The sequence below is a fragment of the Pseudoalteromonas sp. SaAl2 genome (assembly GCF_052947895.1).
The window spans coordinates 2,076,740-2,098,650 of sequence record NZ_CM129605.1; the positions used below are offsets into that span (position 1 = coordinate 2,076,740).

Annotated in this window: 9 protein-coding genes and 4 pseudogenes; 1 reads left to right on the top strand and 12 read right to left on the bottom strand. The window is 41.4% G+C overall.

All coding sequences use genetic code 11. The annotated features are described in order from the left end of the window. Nucleotides 1-85 precede the first annotated feature (85 nt). From ACU8V8_RS10045 to ACU8V8_RS10070, 6 genes and pseudogenes are all read right to left on the bottom strand, one after another. Nucleotides 86-2,491: a glycoside hydrolase family 15 protein gene (locus ACU8V8_RS10045; protein WP_446887372.1), complete on the bottom strand. Its 2,406-nt coding sequence runs from the start codon at nt 2,489-2,491 to the stop codon at nt 86-88. Between the two features lie 44 nt (nt 2,492-2,535). Beyond that, a pseudogene (locus tag ACU8V8_RS10050) lies at nt 2,536-4,023 on the bottom strand (MFS transporter). Further along, entirely contained in the window at nt 4,013-5,911 is a 1,899-nt protein-coding gene (locus tag ACU8V8_RS10055; RefSeq protein ID WP_446887373.1) for an alpha-amylase family protein, read from the bottom strand. Before ACU8V8_RS10055 ends, ACU8V8_RS10050 begins: the two are co-directional and overlap by 11 nt. A gap of 116 nt (nt 5,912-6,027) precedes the next feature. Further along, nucleotides 6,028-7,885 (bottom strand): annotated as a pseudogene (locus ACU8V8_RS10060) (glycoside hydrolase family 13 protein). A gap of 1 nt (nt 7,886) precedes the next feature. Continuing rightward, nucleotides 7,887-9,386, bottom strand: coding sequence for a tryptophan halogenase family protein (locus ACU8V8_RS10065; protein WP_446887374.1), 1,500 nt, complete (start codon nt 9,384-9,386; stop codon nt 7,887-7,889). Nucleotides 9,387-9,479: 93 nt separating this feature from the next. Beyond that, on the bottom strand, nt 9,480-12,293 hold the full coding sequence (locus ACU8V8_RS10070) for a TonB-dependent receptor (RefSeq protein ID WP_446887375.1): 2,814 nt from the start codon (nt 12,291-12,293) through the stop codon (nt 9,480-9,482). Nucleotides 12,294-12,994: 701 nt separating this feature from the next. Here ACU8V8_RS10070 and ACU8V8_RS10075 point away from each other — a divergent pair. After that, nucleotides 12,995-14,621: pseudogene (locus ACU8V8_RS10075) on the top strand (alpha-glucosidase family protein). A gap of 101 nt (nt 14,622-14,722) precedes the next feature. Here the strand turns inward: ACU8V8_RS10075 and ACU8V8_RS10080 are convergent. The 6 genes and pseudogenes from ACU8V8_RS10080 to ACU8V8_RS10105 all read right to left on the bottom strand — a co-directional run bounded on the left by ACU8V8_RS10080 (nt 14,723) and on the right by ACU8V8_RS10105 (nt 21,725). Then, entirely contained in the window at nt 14,723-15,277 is a 555-nt protein-coding gene (locus ACU8V8_RS10080; protein ID WP_421960578.1) for a DUF1439 domain-containing protein, read from the bottom strand. Between the two features lie 64 nt (nt 15,278-15,341). Beyond that, nucleotides 15,342-18,023: a DUF349 domain-containing protein gene (locus ACU8V8_RS10085; RefSeq protein WP_446887376.1), complete on the bottom strand. Its 2,682-nt coding sequence runs from the start codon at nt 18,021-18,023 to the stop codon at nt 15,342-15,344. Beyond that, entirely contained in the window at nt 18,013-18,294 is a 282-nt protein-coding gene (locus ACU8V8_RS10090; protein WP_446887377.1) for a YeaC family protein, read from the bottom strand. The genes ACU8V8_RS10085 and ACU8V8_RS10090 overlap by 11 nt, the downstream gene beginning before the upstream one ends. A gap of 1 nt (nt 18,295) precedes the next feature. After that, the gene (locus ACU8V8_RS10095; RefSeq protein WP_446887378.1) at nt 18,296-18,622 is read right to left on the bottom strand and encodes a hypothetical protein; all 327 of its coding nucleotides are present in this window, start codon (nt 18,620-18,622) and stop codon (nt 18,296-18,298) included. 149 nt (nt 18,623-18,771) lie between these two features. Next, nucleotides 18,772-20,286, bottom strand: coding sequence for an alanine/glycine:cation symporter family protein (locus tag ACU8V8_RS10100; RefSeq protein ID WP_446887379.1), 1,515 nt, complete (start codon nt 20,284-20,286; stop codon nt 18,772-18,774). A gap of 306 nt (nt 20,287-20,592) precedes the next feature. Then, nucleotides 20,593-21,725: pseudogene (locus ACU8V8_RS10105) on the bottom strand (M14 family metallopeptidase). Between the last annotated feature and the right edge of the window lie 186 nt (nt 21,726-21,911).

Genomic DNA, 21,911 nt, shown 5'->3' on the forward strand with positions numbered 1-21,911 from the left:
TACCAATGATCCCAATTGATAAAGCCTTAACGTAAAAAACCACGGCTGTTAACCGTGGCTCTTAGTATTACCTATTAAAACAAACTTACTTTAGTGCTTTTTCAACCACAGGGTAGTGATCCCATACGTGTTTATCGCTTAAAGAGCGAACCAATTTAACGTACTCTGCGTGTGTCCACGCAAGTGGTGTGGCAGAGTTCGTGCCCTCGCCAAGTTGGTAGCCTGCTTTATTATTGCCTACGCCATCCCATACTTGCTCAGGGAGCATCATGCCTTCGTTAGCAAACTGCTCTAGGCCTTTTACGTAGGTGTTTTTAATAGATTGTTGCTTTTCTGCGTTTAACGATTGCGTGGCATTAGCTGCGGCAATTTCGTAATGGCCGCGCTCTCCGGTGAAAAACGGCCAAACACGTCCACGTTGACCTGGAGTATTCTGCCCGCCTTCTGCGTAGTTAGTCCCCGTGACTTCATCTTCACCGTAACCGTCGTTACCATAACGGCGGTAGCCTGGGAATGAGCCACTGCCATCGCTAAACTGGTAGCTGTACTTAACTTGTAAGTTATCGGCTAAGGTTTCATCGTCATATTCAGGCAATGTTTTCACAATACTTGGGGCAAGTGCATCGCGTACGCCGTAGCGTACTAGCTCTAAAAAGCCACCGTCTAAAATTTGCTTTTTATTAAAGCCTTCGCGACCATTATTGGCATTAATTTTAGTGTTTGAATTAGCATCTTTATCTTGACCAATACGGATAAAATACTCACCATCTGAATAACTTGATTCTAAATTACCTTTGGTGGTGAACATCATGCTTTCAATATCACTGTTGTATTTTTTAGCGGTTGCTAGGTAACGCTTTGAGTTTTGATCATCACCTGCAAGTTTTGCAATATCAGCGGCGGTAATAAGCCCCGCTACAACAGCGGCGGTTGTTGAAGGTGAATATCCTTCTTGCTCTTCCCAGCGCTCTTGTTGTGTGGCTGGCGGCGTGATTTGCATGTCGTTCCACAAGATTTTAGCACGGCCACCATCAACTAAAAAATCAGCAGCCGGTTTTAACATACGGCCGTACCAATCAGTTAGCTCTGCATCTGTTAATACATTGGCTTGGTGCAATTTCCACGCGAGCATAATAGGCATGGCTGTTTGGTCAAGCTGTACGCCTACCCATTCAAGCTCACCGTCTACATGTGTTTTTTGTAAAAACCAGCCAGTATCGCCATTGTTACCCGGTGTTTTGGCGTTTACTTGTACTTTTTCAAGGTATTCAAATGCCGTTTTTGCCGTAGCGGTATCACCCATTGCCATGAACGCCATGGCTACTTGGTAAAAGTCACGCACCCATACCGCTTTGTAACCGGTTGAGCCCGTTTTTGCTGATACGGTTTCGCCCCAAGGGTTTGATAACGACGCAATCAATGCACCTGCATGGGTTTTATCTTCTTGCGCTTTTAACACCATGGCACTGGTATAAAGTAGTTTGCCATTATCAGCTGTTTGCGCTGTCATGCTGTTAAGCGGCTCAAGGCTTTGTAGGTAATCTTGCCAACCTAATGCTGCACCTTTACCGTTATAGTTATCAAGTACTTGTTGATAGCCACGATTTAAACTTGCTTGGCCTTCTTTAAAGCTTGCCTGTTCACTGTTGCTAAAGCTAAGGGTTAAGTCAAATTGACTGTTTTTGCCAATTTCCCCCAACTCAGCCAGTAGGCTCACATTACCTGATTGCTCACCGGTGTTGGTATAAACATTGTTTAGTTGCTGTGAGGTTTTAAGATCACTTAGGCCATCGCTCTTACCTGTAAAACCAACACTGGTTTGTTTAAACGGTTTTGCGCCTTGCAGTGATAAGTAACTATCGCCCTGCCAAGCAACCAAGCCTTGCTCCGTTGTTTTTGCAAAGTCATCAAGGCCGTTGTTATCAATATATGGGTTAACACTTACATAAGCTTTTACGCCATCAAGCTTGGTATTAAAAATACTGCGAACAAATAAGGTTTGGCCGTCTGGATCGGTAAATATGTGTTTTTCTAGGCTAAAGCGGCCTTGCTTGTCACTGCTGGTTACTTTGTAAGCCAGTGATAACGGGCGACCTTGCGCATCTTTGTATAAATAATCAATCGTAACATCAAGGTCGTCGGCTTCTGTGACGGTAAAGTCTTTACCGACAACCACAAACTGCATGTCTTTAATTTGCGCTTGGTGAATAAGCCCGAACATGGTTTCGGTGATCATGCCTTTGGCAATTGAAAACCATACTTTTGATACAGTGCCTGTTGCTGCATTATCGCTATAAGCCCCCTTTTGGTATTGCTCAAATGACGTGCCAATACCGGTTTTACCTGAGTATGCCCAAAATGGCTCTACGCCAGGCGCACCCGGTGCTGATAATTGCGAAGTAACGTGTGTATCTGTTTTTGCTTGTTCTGTGCTGCAAGCTGTTAAACCGAGCATAAGTAAGCTTGTGGTGATGATGTTGTATTTTTTCATTTTTTACCCTTAATTCTTTCTCTTAGTGATAGAGCGTGCAAACGTTACTGTGTGTGCTTAACACGCAGCACAGCAACAGCCGCCAATACAAATGACACAGCGCCTAGCACTAATGCATATATAGGTTGATTCTCAAAGAAGTGACGTAAAATGAGGCCTAACACGCTGGCTGCAAGTAATTGTGGGATCACAATGAAGAAGTTAAAAATTCCCATGTACACGCCCATTTTATGGCTCGGTACTGAGGTACTTAACATGGCATACGGCAGTGATAAAATAGACGCCCACGCAAAACCAATGCCTACCATTGGCCAAATAAGTAACGTTGGATCTTTAATGACAATAAAGCTAACTAACCCTAGTGCCCCTAATACTAAGTTAATTGCATGCGCGAGCTTTAAACCCACACGCTTTACGATGACCGGGATACATAACGCGGCAATTGCGGCAAAACCGTTGTAAGCTGCAAACAAAATACCGACCCAATCAGCGCCGTTATTGTACGCCGCAGAGCTGGTATCGCTGCTACCGTAATGAAAACTGGTCACCGCTGACGTGGTGTAAATCCACATTGCAAACAGTGCAAACCAACTAAAGAACTGCACCCAGGCGAGTTGTTTCATCGCCTCTGGCATAGTGAATACATCGTTTACTACTTGGTAAAAGCCGCCTTTTGTTGCTTGCTTTGCTTTAAGTGCACCTGCAATAAATTGAATAACCCCAAAGCTCACTAAGCCACCAGCAAGTAGGTAAAGCTCTTTTCAAGACTTAGCCCTGTTACAAGCCCAAGCACAGCTAAACCAAGTACAGTAAAAATAATACCGCCTTTCGTAAAGTTAACTGTATTGGTTATGCTTTGTGGTTCATCAGCGTTGTCTTGTTCGTTAAATTTAGCCAGTTGCTCAGGTGAATATTCTTTGGTGGTTAGAATCGTCCAACCAACCGCAATTAATAAAATGACTCCGCCAAAGTAAAATGAATACTTCACAGAATCTGGAATTTGCCCCAGTGGTGCGGTATTGGCAATATCAAACCAGTTGGTCATCATCCACGGTAATGCTGATGCCACAACCGCGCCAACACCAATAAAAAAGCTTTGCATGGCATAGCCCGTTGCTCGCTGTTTTTTTGGGAGGTTATCGCCTACTAAAGCTCGAAATGGTTCCATGGTAACGTTGATAGAAGCATCCATGATCCACAGCATACCTGCCGCTATCCATAATGTAGGAGAGTTGGGCATAATAAACAGTGATAAGGTCGTTAAAATAGCGCCGTATAAAAAAGAACGGACGACGACGCCCTAGTTTGCCCCAAGTTTTATCGCTCCAATACCCTATAATCGGTTGCACAATTAAGCCTGTTAACGGCGCTGCCACCCATAAAATAGGAATGTCATCAACGTTTGCACCCAATGTTTGAAATATTCGGCTCACGTTACCGTTTTGCAGCGCAAAGCCAAATTGAATACCTAAAAAGCCAAAGCACATGTTCCATATTTGCCAAAAGCTTAAATCGGGTTTGTTATCTCTCATCATGTGCTCCAGTGGTTAATACTGCACTGCTAAGCGCATTTAAAGTTAGACTGATTTGTGCCTGTTGTTCGGTGATATTCATCACTGCGGTTTGGTTTGCTTCAAGTAAATCCAGTAACTTAAACTCGCCACGTTCATCATCAACTAAGGTAGTCATTGGTATTTCAATGGTGACGATTGTTTGTGCGCTCGAAAAATTACTCACAACCCACAGCTGTTGCTTGCCAATACTGCGGCTAAACGCAGCAACCTGCTCATTCCCTGTCACCGTAAGTGGTTGCATGTCACCGGCCACAATTGCTGGGTGCCTGCTCAGTGCCATCACTGATTTATAATATTCACGTAATTGGCTTTGCTCAGCAGTTAACGCACCACCGTCAAATTTGCCATTATTCATCCATGCTTGATGCGCTGGCACGCCAATATAATCAAAAATACTGGTACGAGTTGGCTTGCCAAAGCCTGCATCTTCAGAGCCGTCTTCACCTACATCTTGACCAAAATATAGCAGTGTTGGAGCGCGGCTAATAAGGTTTGATACCACCAGCGCGGGTTTACCTTTGTCAGCACTGCCGGCAAAATCAGGGCTTGCGATACGTTGCTCGTCATGATTTTCTAAAAAGTGCAGCATGTGTTGTTCAATGTCTGCAACGGCTTGCTGTGGTGCAAAAATGCTGTTTGCAGCTTGCCTGCCTTGCATCACGCCTTTAAGCGTGTCGTAAAAGCCTACTTTGTCGTAGAGGTAATCCATCTTCCCTTGATGAATATAAGGGCGGTATAAAGTTGGGTTGTATACTTCGGCTAACAAAAATGCATCTGGGTTGTGCATTTTAATCGACGAGTTTAAAAAACTCCAAAACTCCACAGGCACCATTTCAGCCATATCATAGCGAAAGCCATCTACGCCTTTATCTAGCCAGTGCAGTGCGATATCACGAAACTTATACCAGCTGTTAGGTAAGTCTTTGTCTTGCCAAAACTCAAAATGAGCACGTAAATCTTTATTGGCATAATCGTTCGGTAAAGTAGGAAAGTCATAACTGCCGTCTGGTTTTACCCCGTAGTTAACTTTAACTGTTTCGTACCAGTCGTTTATATCTGGTTTAGCAGCACGCGCACCGTTGCCCGTCCATTTAGCAGGTGTTTCGTCAAAGAGGTTATCGGCTAATGGATGCGCGTTACCACCAAGTACTTGGTAGCCTTCGCTGGTTGGCACTTGAAACGACTGCCCTGTTACATAATAAAAGTTATTATCGCGAGCATACTCTACGCTGGTGTCATCTTGTTCACCAAAATCTTTTACGCCAGTAGGTTTTGCGGTTGACTTATAATGGCGTGCAACATGATTTGGCACGATATCAATAACCACTTTCATTCCATGTTGATGGGTGCGCTCTATTAATGCTGAAAACTCTTCTAGTCGACGTTCTGGGTTGATTGCTAAATCAGGGTTTACATCGTAATAGTCTTTAATCGCATAGGGTGACCCCGCACGCCCTTTTACAACATCAGGATCATCTTGGCTAATTCCATACTGGCTGTAGTCGCCCACCAATGCGTGGTGTAAAACGCCGGTATACCAAATATGAGTTGTGCCAAGCTCTTTAATACCCGCTAAAGCCGTATCATTAAAATCACTAAATGTACCCACACCATTTTGCTCTTTTGTACCCCATGGCACATTGGCCGTTTGCGTATTACCAAACAGGCGAGTAAACACTTGGTATACCACTGGCTTTGAATGTTCACTAAAATGCTGCTTTGCAACTTGTTGCTGCTCATTTGCTTCAGGCTCTGGTTTCTCAGAGCAAGCTGTTAGCAGCATGCTGGAGGCCAAAAGCAACGAGCCATACTTAAGTGAGCTAATTGTGGTTTTGTTTGTTGTCATAATCTTCTTACTTATCCAGACGGTTTAACAAAATGTAATTAAACCGTCATTTTTATTATAACTATGATACTAATGTGAACTGCCGCTGACTGACAGTATTTGCATACGTATTCACGCTATTCAATCACCAATACTACAGCGCTCATTGTAGGTAAGGTGAGCGGTTTGGTTAGTTTCACTTTTTGCTTGTTGAATAAGGCTGTCGCACTTTTATGTTTGCCTATAACTTCACGCATATAATCTAACGACCAGGTTTTAGCTGTGGTATTTTTATTTAAAAACACCAACACAGTTTGTTGTTCGCTAATACGGGCGTAGCTATACACCCCCTCTTTTTGGGCTAAAGTGTGTTAGCTTTCCTTTTGCAATCGCGGGGCTGTTTTTTCTAAAGTTAAGCAGTGTTGTTATGGTTTGCTGCATATCCACTTGTTCACTATTTAAGCCTTGACCTGTAAACGCGTTTGTTTTTTGTCCTGCAAAGCCACCGGGAAAATCAATACGTATATCACCATGGTCGTTACTGCCCGTGTTATCTAATAGTACCTCGGTACCATAATACATTTGAGCAATCCCCCGGGTGGTAAGCAACATGGTCATCGCCATTTTAGTTTTTGCTAGGTCTTGTTTAAGCTCAGTATAAACGCGGCTCATATCGTGGTTATCTGCAAACACCAGTAAGTTATCTGGGTTTGGGTATAAAAAATCATTCGCCAGAGATTCATACACTTTGACCCAACCGGTATTCCAGCTTTCGTCTTCATTAAGTGCTTGAATGAGCGATTCTTGTAAAGAAAAGTCCATTACACTTGGCAGACTTGACGTATAGCCATCGCTATTTATTTTTCCAGCTTGCCAGTACGAAGCAATCGCAGGGTTTGAAGTCCACTCTTCGCCGACAATATTAAAGGCAGGGTACTCAGTCATAATCGCTTTGGTCCAATCGGCTAAAAACGCCTTGTCTGAATATGAGTAAGTATCAACGCGAATACCGCTTAAATCGGCGTATTCAATCCACCAAATCGCATTTTGGATAAGGTAGGTAGCTAATAAAGGTTGGCGCTGATTTAGATCTGGCATGGTTGAGACAAACCAGCCATCACTAAACTGGCGTTTATCAAACTCACTGGCGTGCGGGTCTTGAATTGTTTGCCGCGCATGGCTTGTGACATTTTTACCGTTTGCAAAATCGCCATTAAAATTTATCCAATCTGCGGTGGGTTTATCTTTCATCCACACATGCTCTGAGCCAAAGTGATTCAGTACTAAGTCCATCACCAAACCGATGCCGTGTTGCTTCGCAATAGATGATAACTCACGGTAAAGTTCATTCGAGCCCATGCGTGGGTCTATGTTGTAAAAGTCTGTAATAGCATAGCCATGATACGAATAACTTGGCATATTGTTTTCAAGCGGTGGAGTCAGCCATAACTGCGTGACGCCTAATTCATCTAGGTAGGGTAATGCATTGATAATACCTTGAATATCGCCACCATGACGCCCGCCTCGCTCACTTGGGTTTACAGCCTCCGACATACCGCGTACTGAATCGTTACTGCTATCGCCATTGGCAAAACGATCAGGGTTAATTAAATAAATAGTATCGCCACTATCAAAACCTTGGCGTTCAGCACTTTGTTTATCGCGTGCTAAAAGTGGGTATTCAAACTGCTCACCCGTTTGGCTTTTGAAAAGTAACTTGCCCGGTTTAGCACTTGGGCTAATATCAAGGTTTATAAATGCGTAATTAGCGTTATCGGTTTTGGTAATATTTTTAAGCGTAACGCCTGGGTATGGCACGAGTTGCCATTGTTGTTTTGCAACCTTTGTTTCATACAACATGATTTGCAATGAGCTGTTTTGCATACCTACCCACCAATTTTGTGGTGATATTGTCATTGCATTAGCTGTTAACGCTGTGGCTAAACAAGTCGTCAATAACGAGCCAGCTAAAAATGTGTGAATGAGTTTTTTCATTTTAATTGCTTTTCATCCTGTGCAGAAATTCATTGTGGGTCGGCAATTGGTTTACTGTGCCGTCAATTAACGTTTTTAAATTTGTAAATAGCTCGGCTAATTGTTCGTCGTTGAAGGCATTGGCTAAAGGGTGAAAATCTTCGGCAATAAGTCCTTGTCCTATCATCACTTGTTGCCACGCAACTTCGGCAAATAGCTCGTCGTCTTGGCGTACAATTTTGCCTGTGGTTTTATATAAATCGATTTTCTTTTGCAGTGTGTCTGGAATACTCATTTGCTTACATTGACGCCAAAATGCACTGTCGGTGCGCTCAGTTAATTTGTAATGCAAAATGATAAAATCTCGTATGCGCTCAAATTCTGTTTGGCTTTGTTGATTGAAGGTATTAACCAAGGTTTCATCAATTCCGTTATGCGGGAAAAGCTTAATTAGTCGAATAGCCGCGGTTTGAATTAAATGAATACTGGTTGATTCTAGTGGCTCTAAAAAGCCACTTGATAAACCTATGGCTACTACATTTTTATGCCATTGTTTGCGGCGACGCCCCGTTTTAAAACGAACAACTCTCGGCTCAGTGATAGGCTCACCGGGTAGATTATCTAATAGCTGTTGTTTAGCTTGTTCATCTGTCATATGGCGGCTTGAAAACACCAAGCCATTACCAACTCGGTGCTGAAGTGGTATTTGCCATTGCCAACCTGCATCATGCGCAATAGATCGTGTATAAGGCACGGGATCATTCGCACTTTGAGTCTGCACAGCAATAGCGCTATCGCAGGGTAACCAATGCGACCAATCTTCAAAACCAGTATTGAGGGTTTGCTCAATCAACAAGGCACGCAGCCCTGTACAATCAATAAATAAGTCACCTGATATTGACTGCCCATTATCAAGCGCTAAGGCGCGAACAAAACCGCTCTCTTCACATTGTTTTACGTGTGCTATTTTACCTTCAATACGTTTAACGCCCCGCGAAGTTGTAAGCTCTTTTAAAAATTCGCCATATAGGGTGGCATCAAAATGGTAGGCGTAATTTAAGCCAGTGAGTTGTGTGTTTGGTATATGCGTTAAGTGAGCAAACTTATGCTGTTTGGCGGCTTGGTAATTGAGGGAGAAGCCCCAAAAATCTGACGCTGTACCTTGCTGTTTTGCTCTTAGCCAAAAATGATAAAATTCACAAAACGGAAAGTCTTTGCCAATATCGCCAAAGGCGTGCATATATTTATGATTTTGCTTTTGCCAGTTTTCAAACTCAATCCCCAATTTAATCGTCGCTTGGGTTGCTTTTATAAACTCGTTCTCTGGTATACCCAGTGCCGCATTAAGGTGAAGGATCGGCGGAATGCTCGCCTCGCCTACGCCTACAGTACCTATTTGATCTGACTCAACAAGGGTAATGTTAACAACCTTACCAAGCACTTTATTAAGTAGCGCCGCGGTTATCCACCCAGCCGTACCGCCACCCGCTATTACCACGTCTTTTATTTGTTTATTCTGCATAGCCCCTGCTCCACTTGCTTTTACTTAAGTGTAGTCGATATAAAAAAAGCCCTTGTAAAACAATTCACAAGGGCCTTTCAACGCTAAAGAATGTTATAGCTTGTAACTAAAACCAAGTAAGAAAGTACGACCGTAGTCTTGATAATCACGTACTTGTAAGTCACTGTCGCCTTGTAAAGAGACAAACGGTTCTTCCGTGATATTCTGGACTTGGAACGTCACACTTAAACCATCAAGGCTTTCTACACCACCTTCACTAAAGTCATAACCAATTTGCGCATCCCAAATGGTTTCACCTTTAATATCAACTTGTGTGGTAGCAAAACCTAATCCGTATACATCGCCTTTAAAATCACTACGTTTACGCATGCTAGTACGAGCTTGGAAGCCACTGCGCTCATAATAAACAGTTAAGCTATCAATTTGATCTGATAAGCCTGGTAATTCATAGTCATTACCATTTTGGTCTGTAATGTCTTGCTCAACACCTGTGTGGCTGGCAATCATACCAAAACCATCAAGCGAAGAATGGAAGATATTAAATGGTAGAGCTAGTGACAATTCATAACCCCAAAGATCACCTTCACCACCATTTACTTTACCCGAGCCTGAACCAGTTGAGTTAGCTGGGATCTCACCTGTTGATGGGTCTGCAATACCAGACATATCTACTTCATAGCTACCATCAAAAATCCACTGCGTTATATCTTTATAAAAGAATGCAGCGGCAAAGTAGCCTTCAGCATTAAAATAGTTTTCGTAGCTTAAATCTAACCCTGTCGCTTCTTTAGGTTCAAGTAATGGGTTACCACCTGAAACATTCCAATAGTTACCATTTTCATCAGGTTGCTGATTATAGCTTGCATTAACTGATGAGTTCATTTCATCTAATCGAGCGCGTGAAATTGTTTTTGCAGCACCAAAGCGAATGGTTTGATCTTCATCAATCGCAAACGATAAATTAATACTTGGTAAGAAGTGATTATAATCATGACTTACATCTGTTGGCGTAACAACGACAAGTCCGTCAACCGTGTTTGCCGCAGAGCCTTGTGATGATTGCTTAGTTTGTACATAACGCGCACCAATGTTACCAGTAACAGGGATTGAACCTAGCTCTGCATTGATATCTAGCTGTGCAAAAACGGCGGTTACTTCTTCTTGTACTGTCCAAGATTGTGTTTTGTGTTTTTGATCAGTTAAGCTCTCTTGGAGTAAGTCATAGTAGCCATCATTAACTAAACCGTTCACATCATAGGCTATCATGTCGCCCATACCAATAAAGTCTAAACTGGCTGACCCTTCACGATATTGCTCTGGAACTGATAACATACCTGGATTTGAAAGTGAAAAGTCTTTTAATGTCATGTAATAACCTTCTGACAGCTTAGACTTTTCTCGGTCACGATATGACATACCAAAACTAACTTTACTGAAATACTCACTATCAAGTACCTTGCTCGCAGCAAGCTTTAACGTTGATAGTTCATCATTTATTTCAGGTGCATTAATAAAGCCGTCTTGCGCCGTGTTTTCATAAGGCGTGTCTCTTAAACCGTATTTATCGTTCAGGGCAGCACTAGTCCCCCAAGATAACGGGCCGCCTAACTGAATTAAGCCATAATCGCTGTAATCGAGTTCATGGGAAAATTGCGCGCCAGTATTACCACCATCAAATACATAGCCAATATTGTCAGCCACGCCATTCGCGTCACCACGTCCTGTTCCAGAGTAACTTTCGATACTCCAGATTTGTCGCTCAACTTCTGAACGACTTACATCAAACTCTACAGACCAGTCATCGTTAATGTCATATTTAGTATTAAAGCCAAATTGCGTCAGTTCTGCATTTCGCTCTTCATAATCATTACGTACAACTACGCGCTGACCTTCTGTTACTGCACTGGTTATAAAGTCCGAATTGGCATCGACAACCTCTGAACCTGATAATATTTGGCCTTGACCCCAAGCAAAAGGTACTTCTATGCCACGTAGAATTTTTTCATCTGAAAAATCAACATATAAGGCATCAAATGTCATACTTAAGCGATCTGTTGGTGCGGCTTCAATTACTAGCATAGCTGAATCACGTTCAAGGGTTGATGAACGCACAAATGGTTTAGCGCCACCTAAAATAGGATTATACGGCCCCACAGTGGTGTCATCTTTTAGTTTATTTTCTGAAATACTGTATTCAGGATAACCCCATGAGTTCCAACGTTTTTCTTGGTTAGGTGAAGTCATTTTATTATAAGCAAATGCAACACCAATTGTGTCATCTGCAAACTGGTCGATGTATGAAACAGTGCCACGGAAACCTTGATCATCGCCATCAGGGTTTAGCTTATCAAAACCTGTTTGCTCTAATTGACCATTAAACATGATAACGCGCTCACCTTTACTTAACGGTTTTACGGTTTGCATGTCGATAACACCCGCAATACCCTCAGCATCTAGGCTGGCGCTTGGTGTTTTATATACGGTAACACCGCTCATTATTTCTGATGGGTAAAGGTCGAACTCAACACCACGGTTATCACCAATCGATACTTGCTCACGACCATTAAAGGTCGTTGCACTTTCGTTTTCACTAAAACCACGAACGCTTACGCGGCTAGCACGGCCATCAAGGCGTTGTGCAGTTAAACCTGGTAAGCGTGCAATTGATTCGGCAATTGAAGAATCTGGTAGTTTACCGATATCTTCTGCAGAGATAGACTCAACCACTTCTGATGAAAAACGCTTTGTATTGATTGACTCTACTACGCTGCCACGAAAACCTTTAACTTCGATGACTTCAACGTCACTCTTTGCTGTTGGTTGTTCTTGTTGTGCGTATGAAGCGAAACTGCTAATACCTGCTGTTGCAAGTGCAATTGTTAATATACTTGGTTTGAACATAGACATGATGTTTTCCCGTTACCCATATTTTGTATTACTACCGTAATAACGTGCTTGTGATAGAAGCGATGTTATTCGTTAGCTGATTTTGTTGTCAGGATGAATATTAACGCTGGCTTTATTTTATTAACAACTTTATGCATACGTATTCAGGCTAGTGCAAAAACAATCTATTTAACAAAGTTTTCACAAACAAAATGGCAACACCTTGTTTTTATAAGGATAAACAACAACAGTTATAGTGCAACTGATCAGTAAATTAATTTCACCAATCAGACCCCATGCATTTTCACTCTTTCAATCTGTAAGCATTTAATTTCAAACAAGCTTGCTAATATAGCGCACTAAAAATTATAACTTTTTACAATAGAGAATTGGTAAGACCATTGCAAGTATGCACCAATAACTCGCAACCCCTTTTAAAATCGCACAAAAATGAACAGAATAAAATGTTAATTTTTATCAAACTCTAATTGGTAAGGTTTTATGATGAGAGGATATTGTGTTGTTAAAGCGCAATTTGCGGTGCTGTATCTATAGCTTTTGAAATCTATTTATCATGCATACGTATGCAGGCTTTTTACAGGCTTGTAGCCTTCACGTATGCTTTTTAAAAAATAACGTGGCGAAGTAGTAGCCACATATAAGATTGACGTAATCACTACGACTAATGTGGTGAAGCAGCATTGTCACGATGGAGAAAAAGCATGGCTCAGCAGCAATGGTATAAAGGTGCGGTTATTTATCAAGTTTACCCGCGCAGTTTTCAAGATACCAATGGCGATGGAATTGGTGATTTAAAAGGGATCATCTCTCGAATTGACTATATAAAAAGTCTCGGTGTTGATGCTATTTGGATCTCACCATTTTTTAAGTCCCCAATGAAAGACTTTGGCTATGATATTAGTGATTATCGTGACATTGACCCATTGTTTGGTGATTTAAATGACTTTGATGAGTTAATTGCTCAAGCTCATCAACGTGATATTAAAATTATTATTGACCAAGTATTGAGCCACACATCAGACCAACATCAATGGTTTTTAGATAGCCGTGAAGACAAAACTAACGACAGATCTGACTGGTACGTATGGGCAGACTCAAAACCAGACGGTACACAACCAAATAATTGGTTAAGTATTTTTGGCGGCCCAGCTTGGCAGTGGGAGCCGCGTCGTGGTCAGTATTACTTACATAACTTTTTAACTGAACAACCAGATCTAAACTTTCATAACCCAGATGTTCGTAAAGCGGTTTTGGATAACGTAGAGTTTTGGCTTAAAAAAAGGGGTAGACGGCTTTAGGTTAGATGCAATTAACTTTTGCTATCACGATGCACAGCTTCGTGACAACCCCGCTAAGCCACCTGAAAAACGCCAAGGCCGCGGTTTTAGTGAAGATAATCCGTACGCATTTCAATACCATCACTACAATAATACCCAGCCTGAAAACATCAGCTTTATGCAGGATATTCGTGCTTTACTCAATAAATATCCGGGCACGGTGTCGTTAGGTGAAATATCATCAGAAGACTCTCTCGCTACAATGGCCGAGTACACTTCAGGTGGTGATAAGCTGCACATGGGTTACAGCTTTGAGCTGCTTACAAATGACTATAGCAGTGAGTATATTCGTACTACAGTCGAAACATTAGAAAAGAGAATGACTGAAGGCTGGCCATGCTGGGCGTTTAGCAATCACGACGTCGAACGTGTGGCTAGTCGTTGGAGTAACAATGGCGAAGTAAACCATGCGCAGTGTAAAATGCTTACCGCTCTACTCGCTTCATTGCGCGGTAGTGTATGTATGTATCAAGGTGAAGAGCTAGGACTTGGCGAAGCGAACGTTGCATTTGAAGATTTACAAGACCCTTACGGCATCACCTTCTGGCCAAACTTTAAAGGCCGCGATGGCTGTCGTACTCCGATGCCTTGGCAAAACAAGAACGGCGACCACGCTGGCTTCTCAACATCGACCCCTTGGTTGCCTGTCGATTCGAATCATAAGAATCAAGCAGTAGATGAACAAGATACTAATTCCGACTCTATTTTAAATGCATTCCGTGAATTTATGGCATGGCGTAAAAATCAAGCTGTACTCCTGGAAGGTGACATTGAGTTTATCGATACAGATGAGCCATTATTGGCTTTCTATCGTCGATTTGAAGGTAAGACAATGCTATGTGTATTCAACTTAGCTAGCAATAATGCATCTCTTGCACTGAGTAATACAATAGTTAACATTCATGAGGAGCTCGCTCATCACACTGGCACTGTAACAGACAATACGTTAACCCTGCCCGGTTTTGGTTGTTTTTACGCAGATGTGAATTAGTTTAGCCTTTAGTGGAATCCCCCTGGAATCAAAAGCCCTGTACATCGGGGCTTTTTTGTAACTATGTGTTATTAGGGGGCTGTGGACTTAACTTGAGACTATTATATACTCGGCACGAGTTTTATCGCACCTTGCTCAACTTTCATATCTAATGGAAGTTTACTTAATAATGCCACTTTTGGGTCATTCATATTAAGCGTATACACAGGGTTAACCGCTAAAAAGCCATTAATAACTTTCATTGCTTCATCATCGAGTACGCCTAAATTTCCTTTAAAGCCACCTGCGTCGATTGATGAATCAAGCAACTTTACATTTCGTAAAAACACCGCTTTTTTCTCGCTATCATAAAATGGCGCACCTTCTATTTGTAACTTCAGACGCACAGGGTACTTAATAGCGAACGCATTGATAATTGCACTTGAATCAGCACCTAGCACCACCACATCACGGTTGTCAGGGCCTACATTTACACTAAGGTCGTTGACGTCAAATTGTACAGGCAACCCCATTAATTTAACTTGTTCACTGAGCTTTGGTAATTGCTGATTGAGAACTGACTCTATCTCACTGTTTGTAAATGAATAAACAGACACACCATTGGTGGTATTACACGCTGATAAAAATAAGCAGCCAATTAATAAAATATATTTCATGTAACTTCCTTTAAAAAATAAAGCCACAAAATGCGGCTTTATTATTGTTTAATGTATTTATTTACTAAACACTAAAAACAGTTTTTAACCGCGTTAGTGTCTCAGCATCAACTGAACCCTCACTGAGCGCTAACAATTGTTTTAAATAAAAGTGTAAATCAGCCTGCTCACCGCGGTGTTTATCATCCAACATGGCAACTTGCTCTGCCATACGTTCACTGCCTGCTGGGCTTGCTACATTGGCTAAAATTTCCATGCGGATAAGTAACTGTGCAACCGAAAGTGCTGTACTTGCATTGCCTTGCCATTGCGCCGGAATTGGCTGTTGGTTTTCAAGAGCACTAAACAAGGCAGCAAAATCTGCTTTTGCTGCTTGCTCTGTCAACAAGGCTAATTTAGCATCAATATTGCTAAGCAGTGCGCTTACTCTATTTACCAGCTCTTTTGCGGTGGGCAATGCTGTTACTTTTGTTTTTAAATCAAGTAACTGCGCTTTTTGATTGACCGCTCCAAGTGCATCTTCAAGTTCAGTTAATTGCTGTGCAATTATTGCATTGTCGGCATCTTGCTGTTCTTTATGCTGAGCAAACTCCTCGCTACGTTTAGCGAAAGTTAAGTCGTTAAATTGACGAAACTTTTGCCACAGCGCATTTTCAGCTTTGACACCCGCAAAACCCACCTTTTGCCACTGTTGCTGTAGCTCTTTAAGCTGCTGGCACGCACTGGCTAAATCGTCTGATTGGCTAAGTTGCTGTGCTTGCTCTACTAATGCATTTTTAGCTGCACTATTTGCTTTATGAAACGCGTTAAGCGCATTAAATACAGCTTGTTGATGCGGTTTATACTGCTGTTGTAATGCTCGATATACTTTAGGCTCAACATTACCAGCGTTGCGCCATGCCTTATTTATGCGGTTGTACTGACTTTCAAAATCTTTCCACTCAAACCCGTCAATACCTGTATCTGTTTGTGCAAGTGTCTGCATTTGCACAATGACAGCTTCACGCTGTTGCTTAATCTGCTCACGTTGCTGCTCCAGTTGCGCAAAATGCTCACGACATGGTGCAAACAATAGTTCAATTTTTTCATCAAACTCTTTGCCTTGAAGCTGCTCTTGCTCTGTGTCTAAACGGCCTAGCTCGTTCCATCGACGACGTAAGGTTTTTACTTCGTTAGCACGCGCTTTTGCATCTGTGCATGGTTGCTCAAGCTGCGCTGTGATCTCTGCCAGCAACTCTTCACGTTTAGGTGCAGATGCGTATTTTTGCCAATCACGCGCATCGGCAAGTTGCTGCTCAAGTTCATCTTTAAGTTTATCTAATTGCTGAGCGTAAACAGGAGTGAGTGTGTCATACAGCTCAATAAAGCCTTTAAATACACCAAAAGCAACATTAAAACGCCCTTGTTCAATTAAGCGTTTAACATCACGTCCTTTACGGCTCGCCTGTTGCTGGCTTTTTGTCAGTTGCGTGCTCAACGGCGCAACGGCTTCTTGCCAGGCTTGCTTCTTCGCCTTTAATTGCGCTTTAAAAGGGCCTTGTAATGACGCTGGTAATTGCTTTAAAGGCGTATTTGCCGCTTTAAAAGCGCTATCAAAATCACTATTTAGTTGGTCAAATGTACTCTTATCAACCTCTGTAGAAATCGCATTTAACGCAGCAAAGGCAAGTTTAAAATCACTAATTGCTTGAGTTAATTGTGGTAATTGCGCAACTTGCTTAAACAACTGAGTCAGTTTACCTACTACTTGTGTTTTTTGCTCGCTATTACCTAGTTCACTTTGCGCAATAGCAACTTGAGCTTGTTCGACTTTTGCATCTAACCAGTCTTGTTGGATTTGCTCTGGAGTTTCTAAACCAAGCTGCAATGCATTCTCAATTTCTTCACTTAAAGCTTCGAGGTTAGCCAGTGCTAACACTTCATGTTGCTGTTGTATTAATAGAGCTTTTTGCTGCTCATACTGCGTATTAAGCTGCGCTAAATGCGCATCTAATTTTGCTGTGATTGATTGGTACTTTTCATCTAAAACAGCAACTTGCTCTGCATTAAGCCATTTTAACTCAATCGCTTGCCACTGAGCGATTAATAGCTGGTTTTGCTGGTTTACTAACTCATAATCTTGTTTATCACGTAATGCATTAAGCTTAGCTAATATAATGCGCGTTTCATTTTGTACTTGCACAGGCATTTCTACAGCTAAACGTTCATTGTCTAAATGCGTTTGTAGGATGGTTTTAACTTCACCTTGCGCGTGTTTGACTAGGTTTTTTGCTAACTGTTGATTTATCACTAATTCAACTAGCTGCTGCTGTAATTCACTAGCGCCTTCTTTAAAGGCTTTTTCAGTTAACTTAGGGTTCGATAGACGCTTTAGTAACTTAACCCTTACTTGTAACTCTTTTTCAGCAAAAGCTAGCTTTTCTAGGGTTTTAACCGGCGCAAAACGTTCGATGTATTCATTTTTTATATCACTAGTAAGTGATTGCTCGTTATTTAAAACCGCATTAGAGATATGCTGTTCAGCTAAATCTTTTAAGCTTTGGTCTTGCTTATATGCTTTCCACCAAAGTACTAAATTATCTACTTTATTAAGTGCTTTCTTACGTATTTCGGCTGAATTATCATCCAGTGCCAGTGAACTTAAAATGGTTGCGTCACGCTCAACATCTAATTTTTCAATCGCCTCTAAACGAACTTGTTGTTTTGGGTGCTTCCATTTTGGGGTAAAAAGGTGTTTAAAGATCATGTTCACTAAACCTTGCTATTTCGTTATCTGCGGTGAATTCTTTTTGTAGTTGTGCTTTGGTTTTTTGTACCATTTCGCCATTTGAGCCAATGGTGAATTGCTCGTTCGACTGGGCTACTTTAGCTTGATAAAGCATAACCAGCTGTACAGTTTGCTCTTTTTGCTCATCACTTAATAGTGTGCCATCTGGCCATTTTCCTGTTGCAGCGCCGTACTGCAAACGTTCAAATAATTCAGGGGTAATGCTATTTACAAGATTGTCGATGTTCATGTCATTTTTTCTTCTTGAGTGTTACTAAAATAACGCGGTTAATTAAATACCAAATACAACCAATTCCAATCGCAGCAGTACATGCATACCAATTAGTGCTTTTTGGCTCAGGCTGTAAGAAATATAAGCAGAAGAAACCACCTAAGAATATAAATAATGCAAAAAAGGAGTGGTTCATAAACATTTGCTGTTTCTGAATGCGTTTTTCACGCGCTAATTGCTGGCGTTGCTCGTCGTTAAGCTCTGCCACATTATTTTCACAGTGAGGGCACTGCTTATGTTTATCTGATATCGACTTATTACAACTTGGACAACTCACAATCGCCATACATCTCTCCATACTTCGCATAAAAAAAGCGCCTTGCGGCGCTCTTTATTGTACGTGTTTTATTGGTCGATGTCTTTTTTGAATTTCACTCAATTGTGAAGATTCGAAAAAAATGCAAGCTGCACAGTGATATCAACAAATTAAATACATTAGTCTGCTAGATTGCTTTTTTCTTTTCTCTTTTGTTCTAAGCGTTTTTCCCAGAAAGTCGCATTTTTAATGCCTAATTTAATAGGGTCAAATATGATTTCACCACCGGCTTTCTTTTGTTCTTCATAATCACGTAAACAGTTCAGAGCAGGCTTAGCAACAAAGAAAATAGCCAATATCCCGACAATATTGATCCACGCCATCAAACCCACACCAATATCACCAATACTCCAGATGTAGCCGGAGTTATTAACCATGCCATATGCCACCATAAACATAATAACCAACTTAACGATTAAAAGTGGGATGCTGCCTTTAAAGTAACGGTTAAGATAAGCCACATTGGTTTCTGCTATGTAGTAGTACGCAAGGATAGTGGTAAACGCAAAGAAGAATAAAGCAACACCAACAAAGGCCTCACCAAAACCACCAAATACACTAAATAAAGCCATTTGAGTGAATGCAGCTGAGCCAACTTCGGTTGCAGCATCAACATTTTGCACGATGAACCGGCCAGCGGGTAGTTCACCAACAACGTTATATTGCTGAGTAATTAATATCATTAATGCAGTAGCTGTACATACAAATATAGTATCAACATACACGGAAAAAGCTTGTACTAAGCCTTGCTGTGCTGGGTGTTCAACTTCTGCAGCTGCTGCTGCATGCGGGCCAGTACCTTGACCAGCTTCATTAGAATAAATACCGCGTTTTACACCCCAACCTATCGCAGCACCAAAACCAGCTTGTGCAGTGAATGCATCCGAAATAATTAATGAGAAGATACCCGGTACTTTATCCACATTTAAAAATACCACAATGAGTGCTAATACAATGTAACCTAGCGCCATAAATGGCACGACTATTTGGGTAAAGTTTGCAATTCGCTTAATGCCACCAAAGATAATAAAGGCTAACACTATTAAAATAATTGCTAGTGCAACCAGTTTAAATGTTCCAACATCACCAAAGCTCGTTGTTACCATTTCACCATTACCAAACACTTGGGTAAATGCATTACCAACAGCATTGGCTTGGACGCCGGGTAAAAACACACCACAGGCAATAATTGCAGAAACAGCAAATAAAATACCTAACCACTTTTGCTCTAAGCAACGATCAAAATAGTAAGCTGGTCCACCACGATATTGGCCGTCTTCTTCTGTTTTATAAATCTGCCCTAATGTAGACTCTGCATAAGCAGTGCTTGCACCTAAAAACGCAACAATCCACATCCAAAAAATTGCACCTGGCCCACCAAAACCAATTGCAGCAGCCACACCGGCGATATTACCTACACCCACTCGTCCAGATAACGAAACGGCTAGCGCTTGGAAAGATGAAATACCCGTAGTAGAACGGTTAGAAGTGAGTAACAGTTTACACATTTCTTTAAAGTGTCTAACTTGCGCAAAGCGAGTTAAAATTGAATAAAATAGACCTGCGCCTAGGCATAAGTATATGAGTGCGCTACTCCAAACCACGTCATTAACGGCACTTACAAAAGCTTCCATGGATATCCTCTATAATTATATTTTTTATTTTTAGTTACGATACTCTGCTTCAGTTACTCAGAATGCGCGACGAATATAAAACTAACTTTCATTGTTTTCGCATATTAACTTAAACCAACCGGTTTAGTTAACACTTAATTTTCATAATTACTAATTTATTCAACTATCTGCACAGACTCTATAAAATATTATTAAACTTTTTGTTTTAGATTTGAACAACTAAAGAGTTTCCTGCTGAATTTATAATAAAGTTATCTCGTATATTGTAATGGGCATCAGCCTTAACCAATACCCATTACTTAGGTCTTATTTAAGCTTATCAACCACATTAACAATTGCTGCTAACGTATCTTGACCAAACTGATAAGAGCGACGATCTGACCAACCATAATCTGGATCCGGTAAGTCATTATTGTCTTTAAATGGCATTTCAACCGTATAAGCGAGTGCTTTAAACTCTTCAGCTACTGCAGACGAGCCAACCGTCAAGTTAGCTTGCCCTGGTTCATCTTTACCATAACCGTGTTCATCTTGGAACCCCAGGTGTTACAACTAATAATGCGGCTTTGAAGCTATCCTCTAAATCTTTTAGGCGTGCGTCGTAGCTTGGAATACCTTCACTACCAGCAACAAAGTTATACGGAATAGCTTCATCACCATGAATATCTAAATGCATGTCTAAACCTGTTTCACGCATTTTATTAAGTACTAAGTACACTTCAGGGCTATTTTCCATGCTTGGTGTTTGCCATTCACGGTTTAAGTTAACTCCTTTAGCATTAGTACGTAGGTGTCCACGAGCACTGCCATCAGGGTTCATATTAGGCACTATATAGAATACTGCTTTTGAAAGTAACGTCGCTGCATGTGGGTCTTCATCATCGAGTAGTTTATGTAATACGCCTTCAACAAACCATTCCGCCATCGTTTCACCAGGGTGCTGGCGAGCTGTGATCCAAATTGTTTTTTTTGTTCTCATCGCTATCACCACCAACGCGTAATACACTCATATCACGGCCGTCCAGCGTTTCACCTAAAGTTTCTAGCTGACATGCTTCTTGGCTTTGTGCCCAAGTGATTAAGTCAAGATGGCGTTCATAGCTGTAAGGTGCAAAGTAAGCAAAATATACCGTGCCGCATTCAGGCTCAATCTCAAAGCTTAATGTGCCCTCTTCGTAGTTTGACGGCACACGAAACCATGTTTGACGGTCATAAGATGCAACGGCATGATACCCTACCCAGCCATCTGGGTACGCTGAGTTTTCAAGATTATTAATGTGTAGTTTATGATTTTGAAAAGGAGTGGTCTCGAGACGGAAATGAAACCATTGGAAAAAATCAGACTGGTGATCTTTGTTGATCTCAAGCTGTATGTTTAATGGATCAGTGGCTTCAATAACATTGATGTTACCACTGTCAAAATTACTGGTGATTTTCATCTAAAATAAACCCTTTAGGTTAAAAATAACTCCTAACAGTCAGTCGCTTGTCAGTTAGAAATTAAGCAACACCCCATTGCAAGGGATGTTTTGTTAGTAAAATGTAGCAAACTAGAAACAGCCTACCACACGCTTAGAGCTTTGGAAAAAGTTCACGATTAAAAAAGCCAGCATTCGCTGGCTTTT

Excerpts from the sequence above, each read along its gene's own strand:
- ACU8V8_RS10045 (WP_446887372.1), bottom strand. The coding sequence starts at position 2,491 with ATGAAAAAATACAACATCATCACCACAAGCTTACTTATGCTCGGTTTA.
- ACU8V8_RS10055 (WP_446887373.1), bottom strand. The coding sequence starts at position 5,911 with ATGACAACAAACAAAACCACAATTAGCTCACTTAAGTATGGCTCGTTG.
- ACU8V8_RS10065 (WP_446887374.1), bottom strand. The coding sequence starts at position 9,386 with ATGCAGAATAAACAAATAAAAGACGTGGTAATAGCGGGTGGCGGTACG.
- ACU8V8_RS10070 (WP_446887375.1), bottom strand. The coding sequence starts at position 12,293 with ATGTCTATGTTCAAACCAAGTATATTAACAATTGCACTTGCAACAGCA.
- ACU8V8_RS10080 (WP_421960578.1), bottom strand. The coding sequence starts at position 15,277 with ATGAAATATATTTTATTAATTGGCTGCTTATTTTTATCAGCGTGTAAT.
- ACU8V8_RS10085 (WP_446887376.1), bottom strand. The coding sequence starts at position 18,023 with ATGATCTTTAAACACCTTTTTACCCCAAAATGGAAGCACCCAAAACAA.
- ACU8V8_RS10090 (WP_446887377.1), bottom strand. The coding sequence starts at position 18,294 with ATGAACATCGACAATCTTGTAAATAGCATTACCCCTGAATTATTTGAA.
- ACU8V8_RS10095 (WP_446887378.1), bottom strand. The coding sequence starts at position 18,622 with ATGGCGATTGTGAGTTGTCCAAGTTGTAATAAGTCGATATCAGATAAA.
- ACU8V8_RS10100 (WP_446887379.1), bottom strand. The coding sequence starts at position 20,286 with ATGGAAGCTTTTGTAAGTGCCGTTAATGACGTGGTTTGGAGTAGCGCA.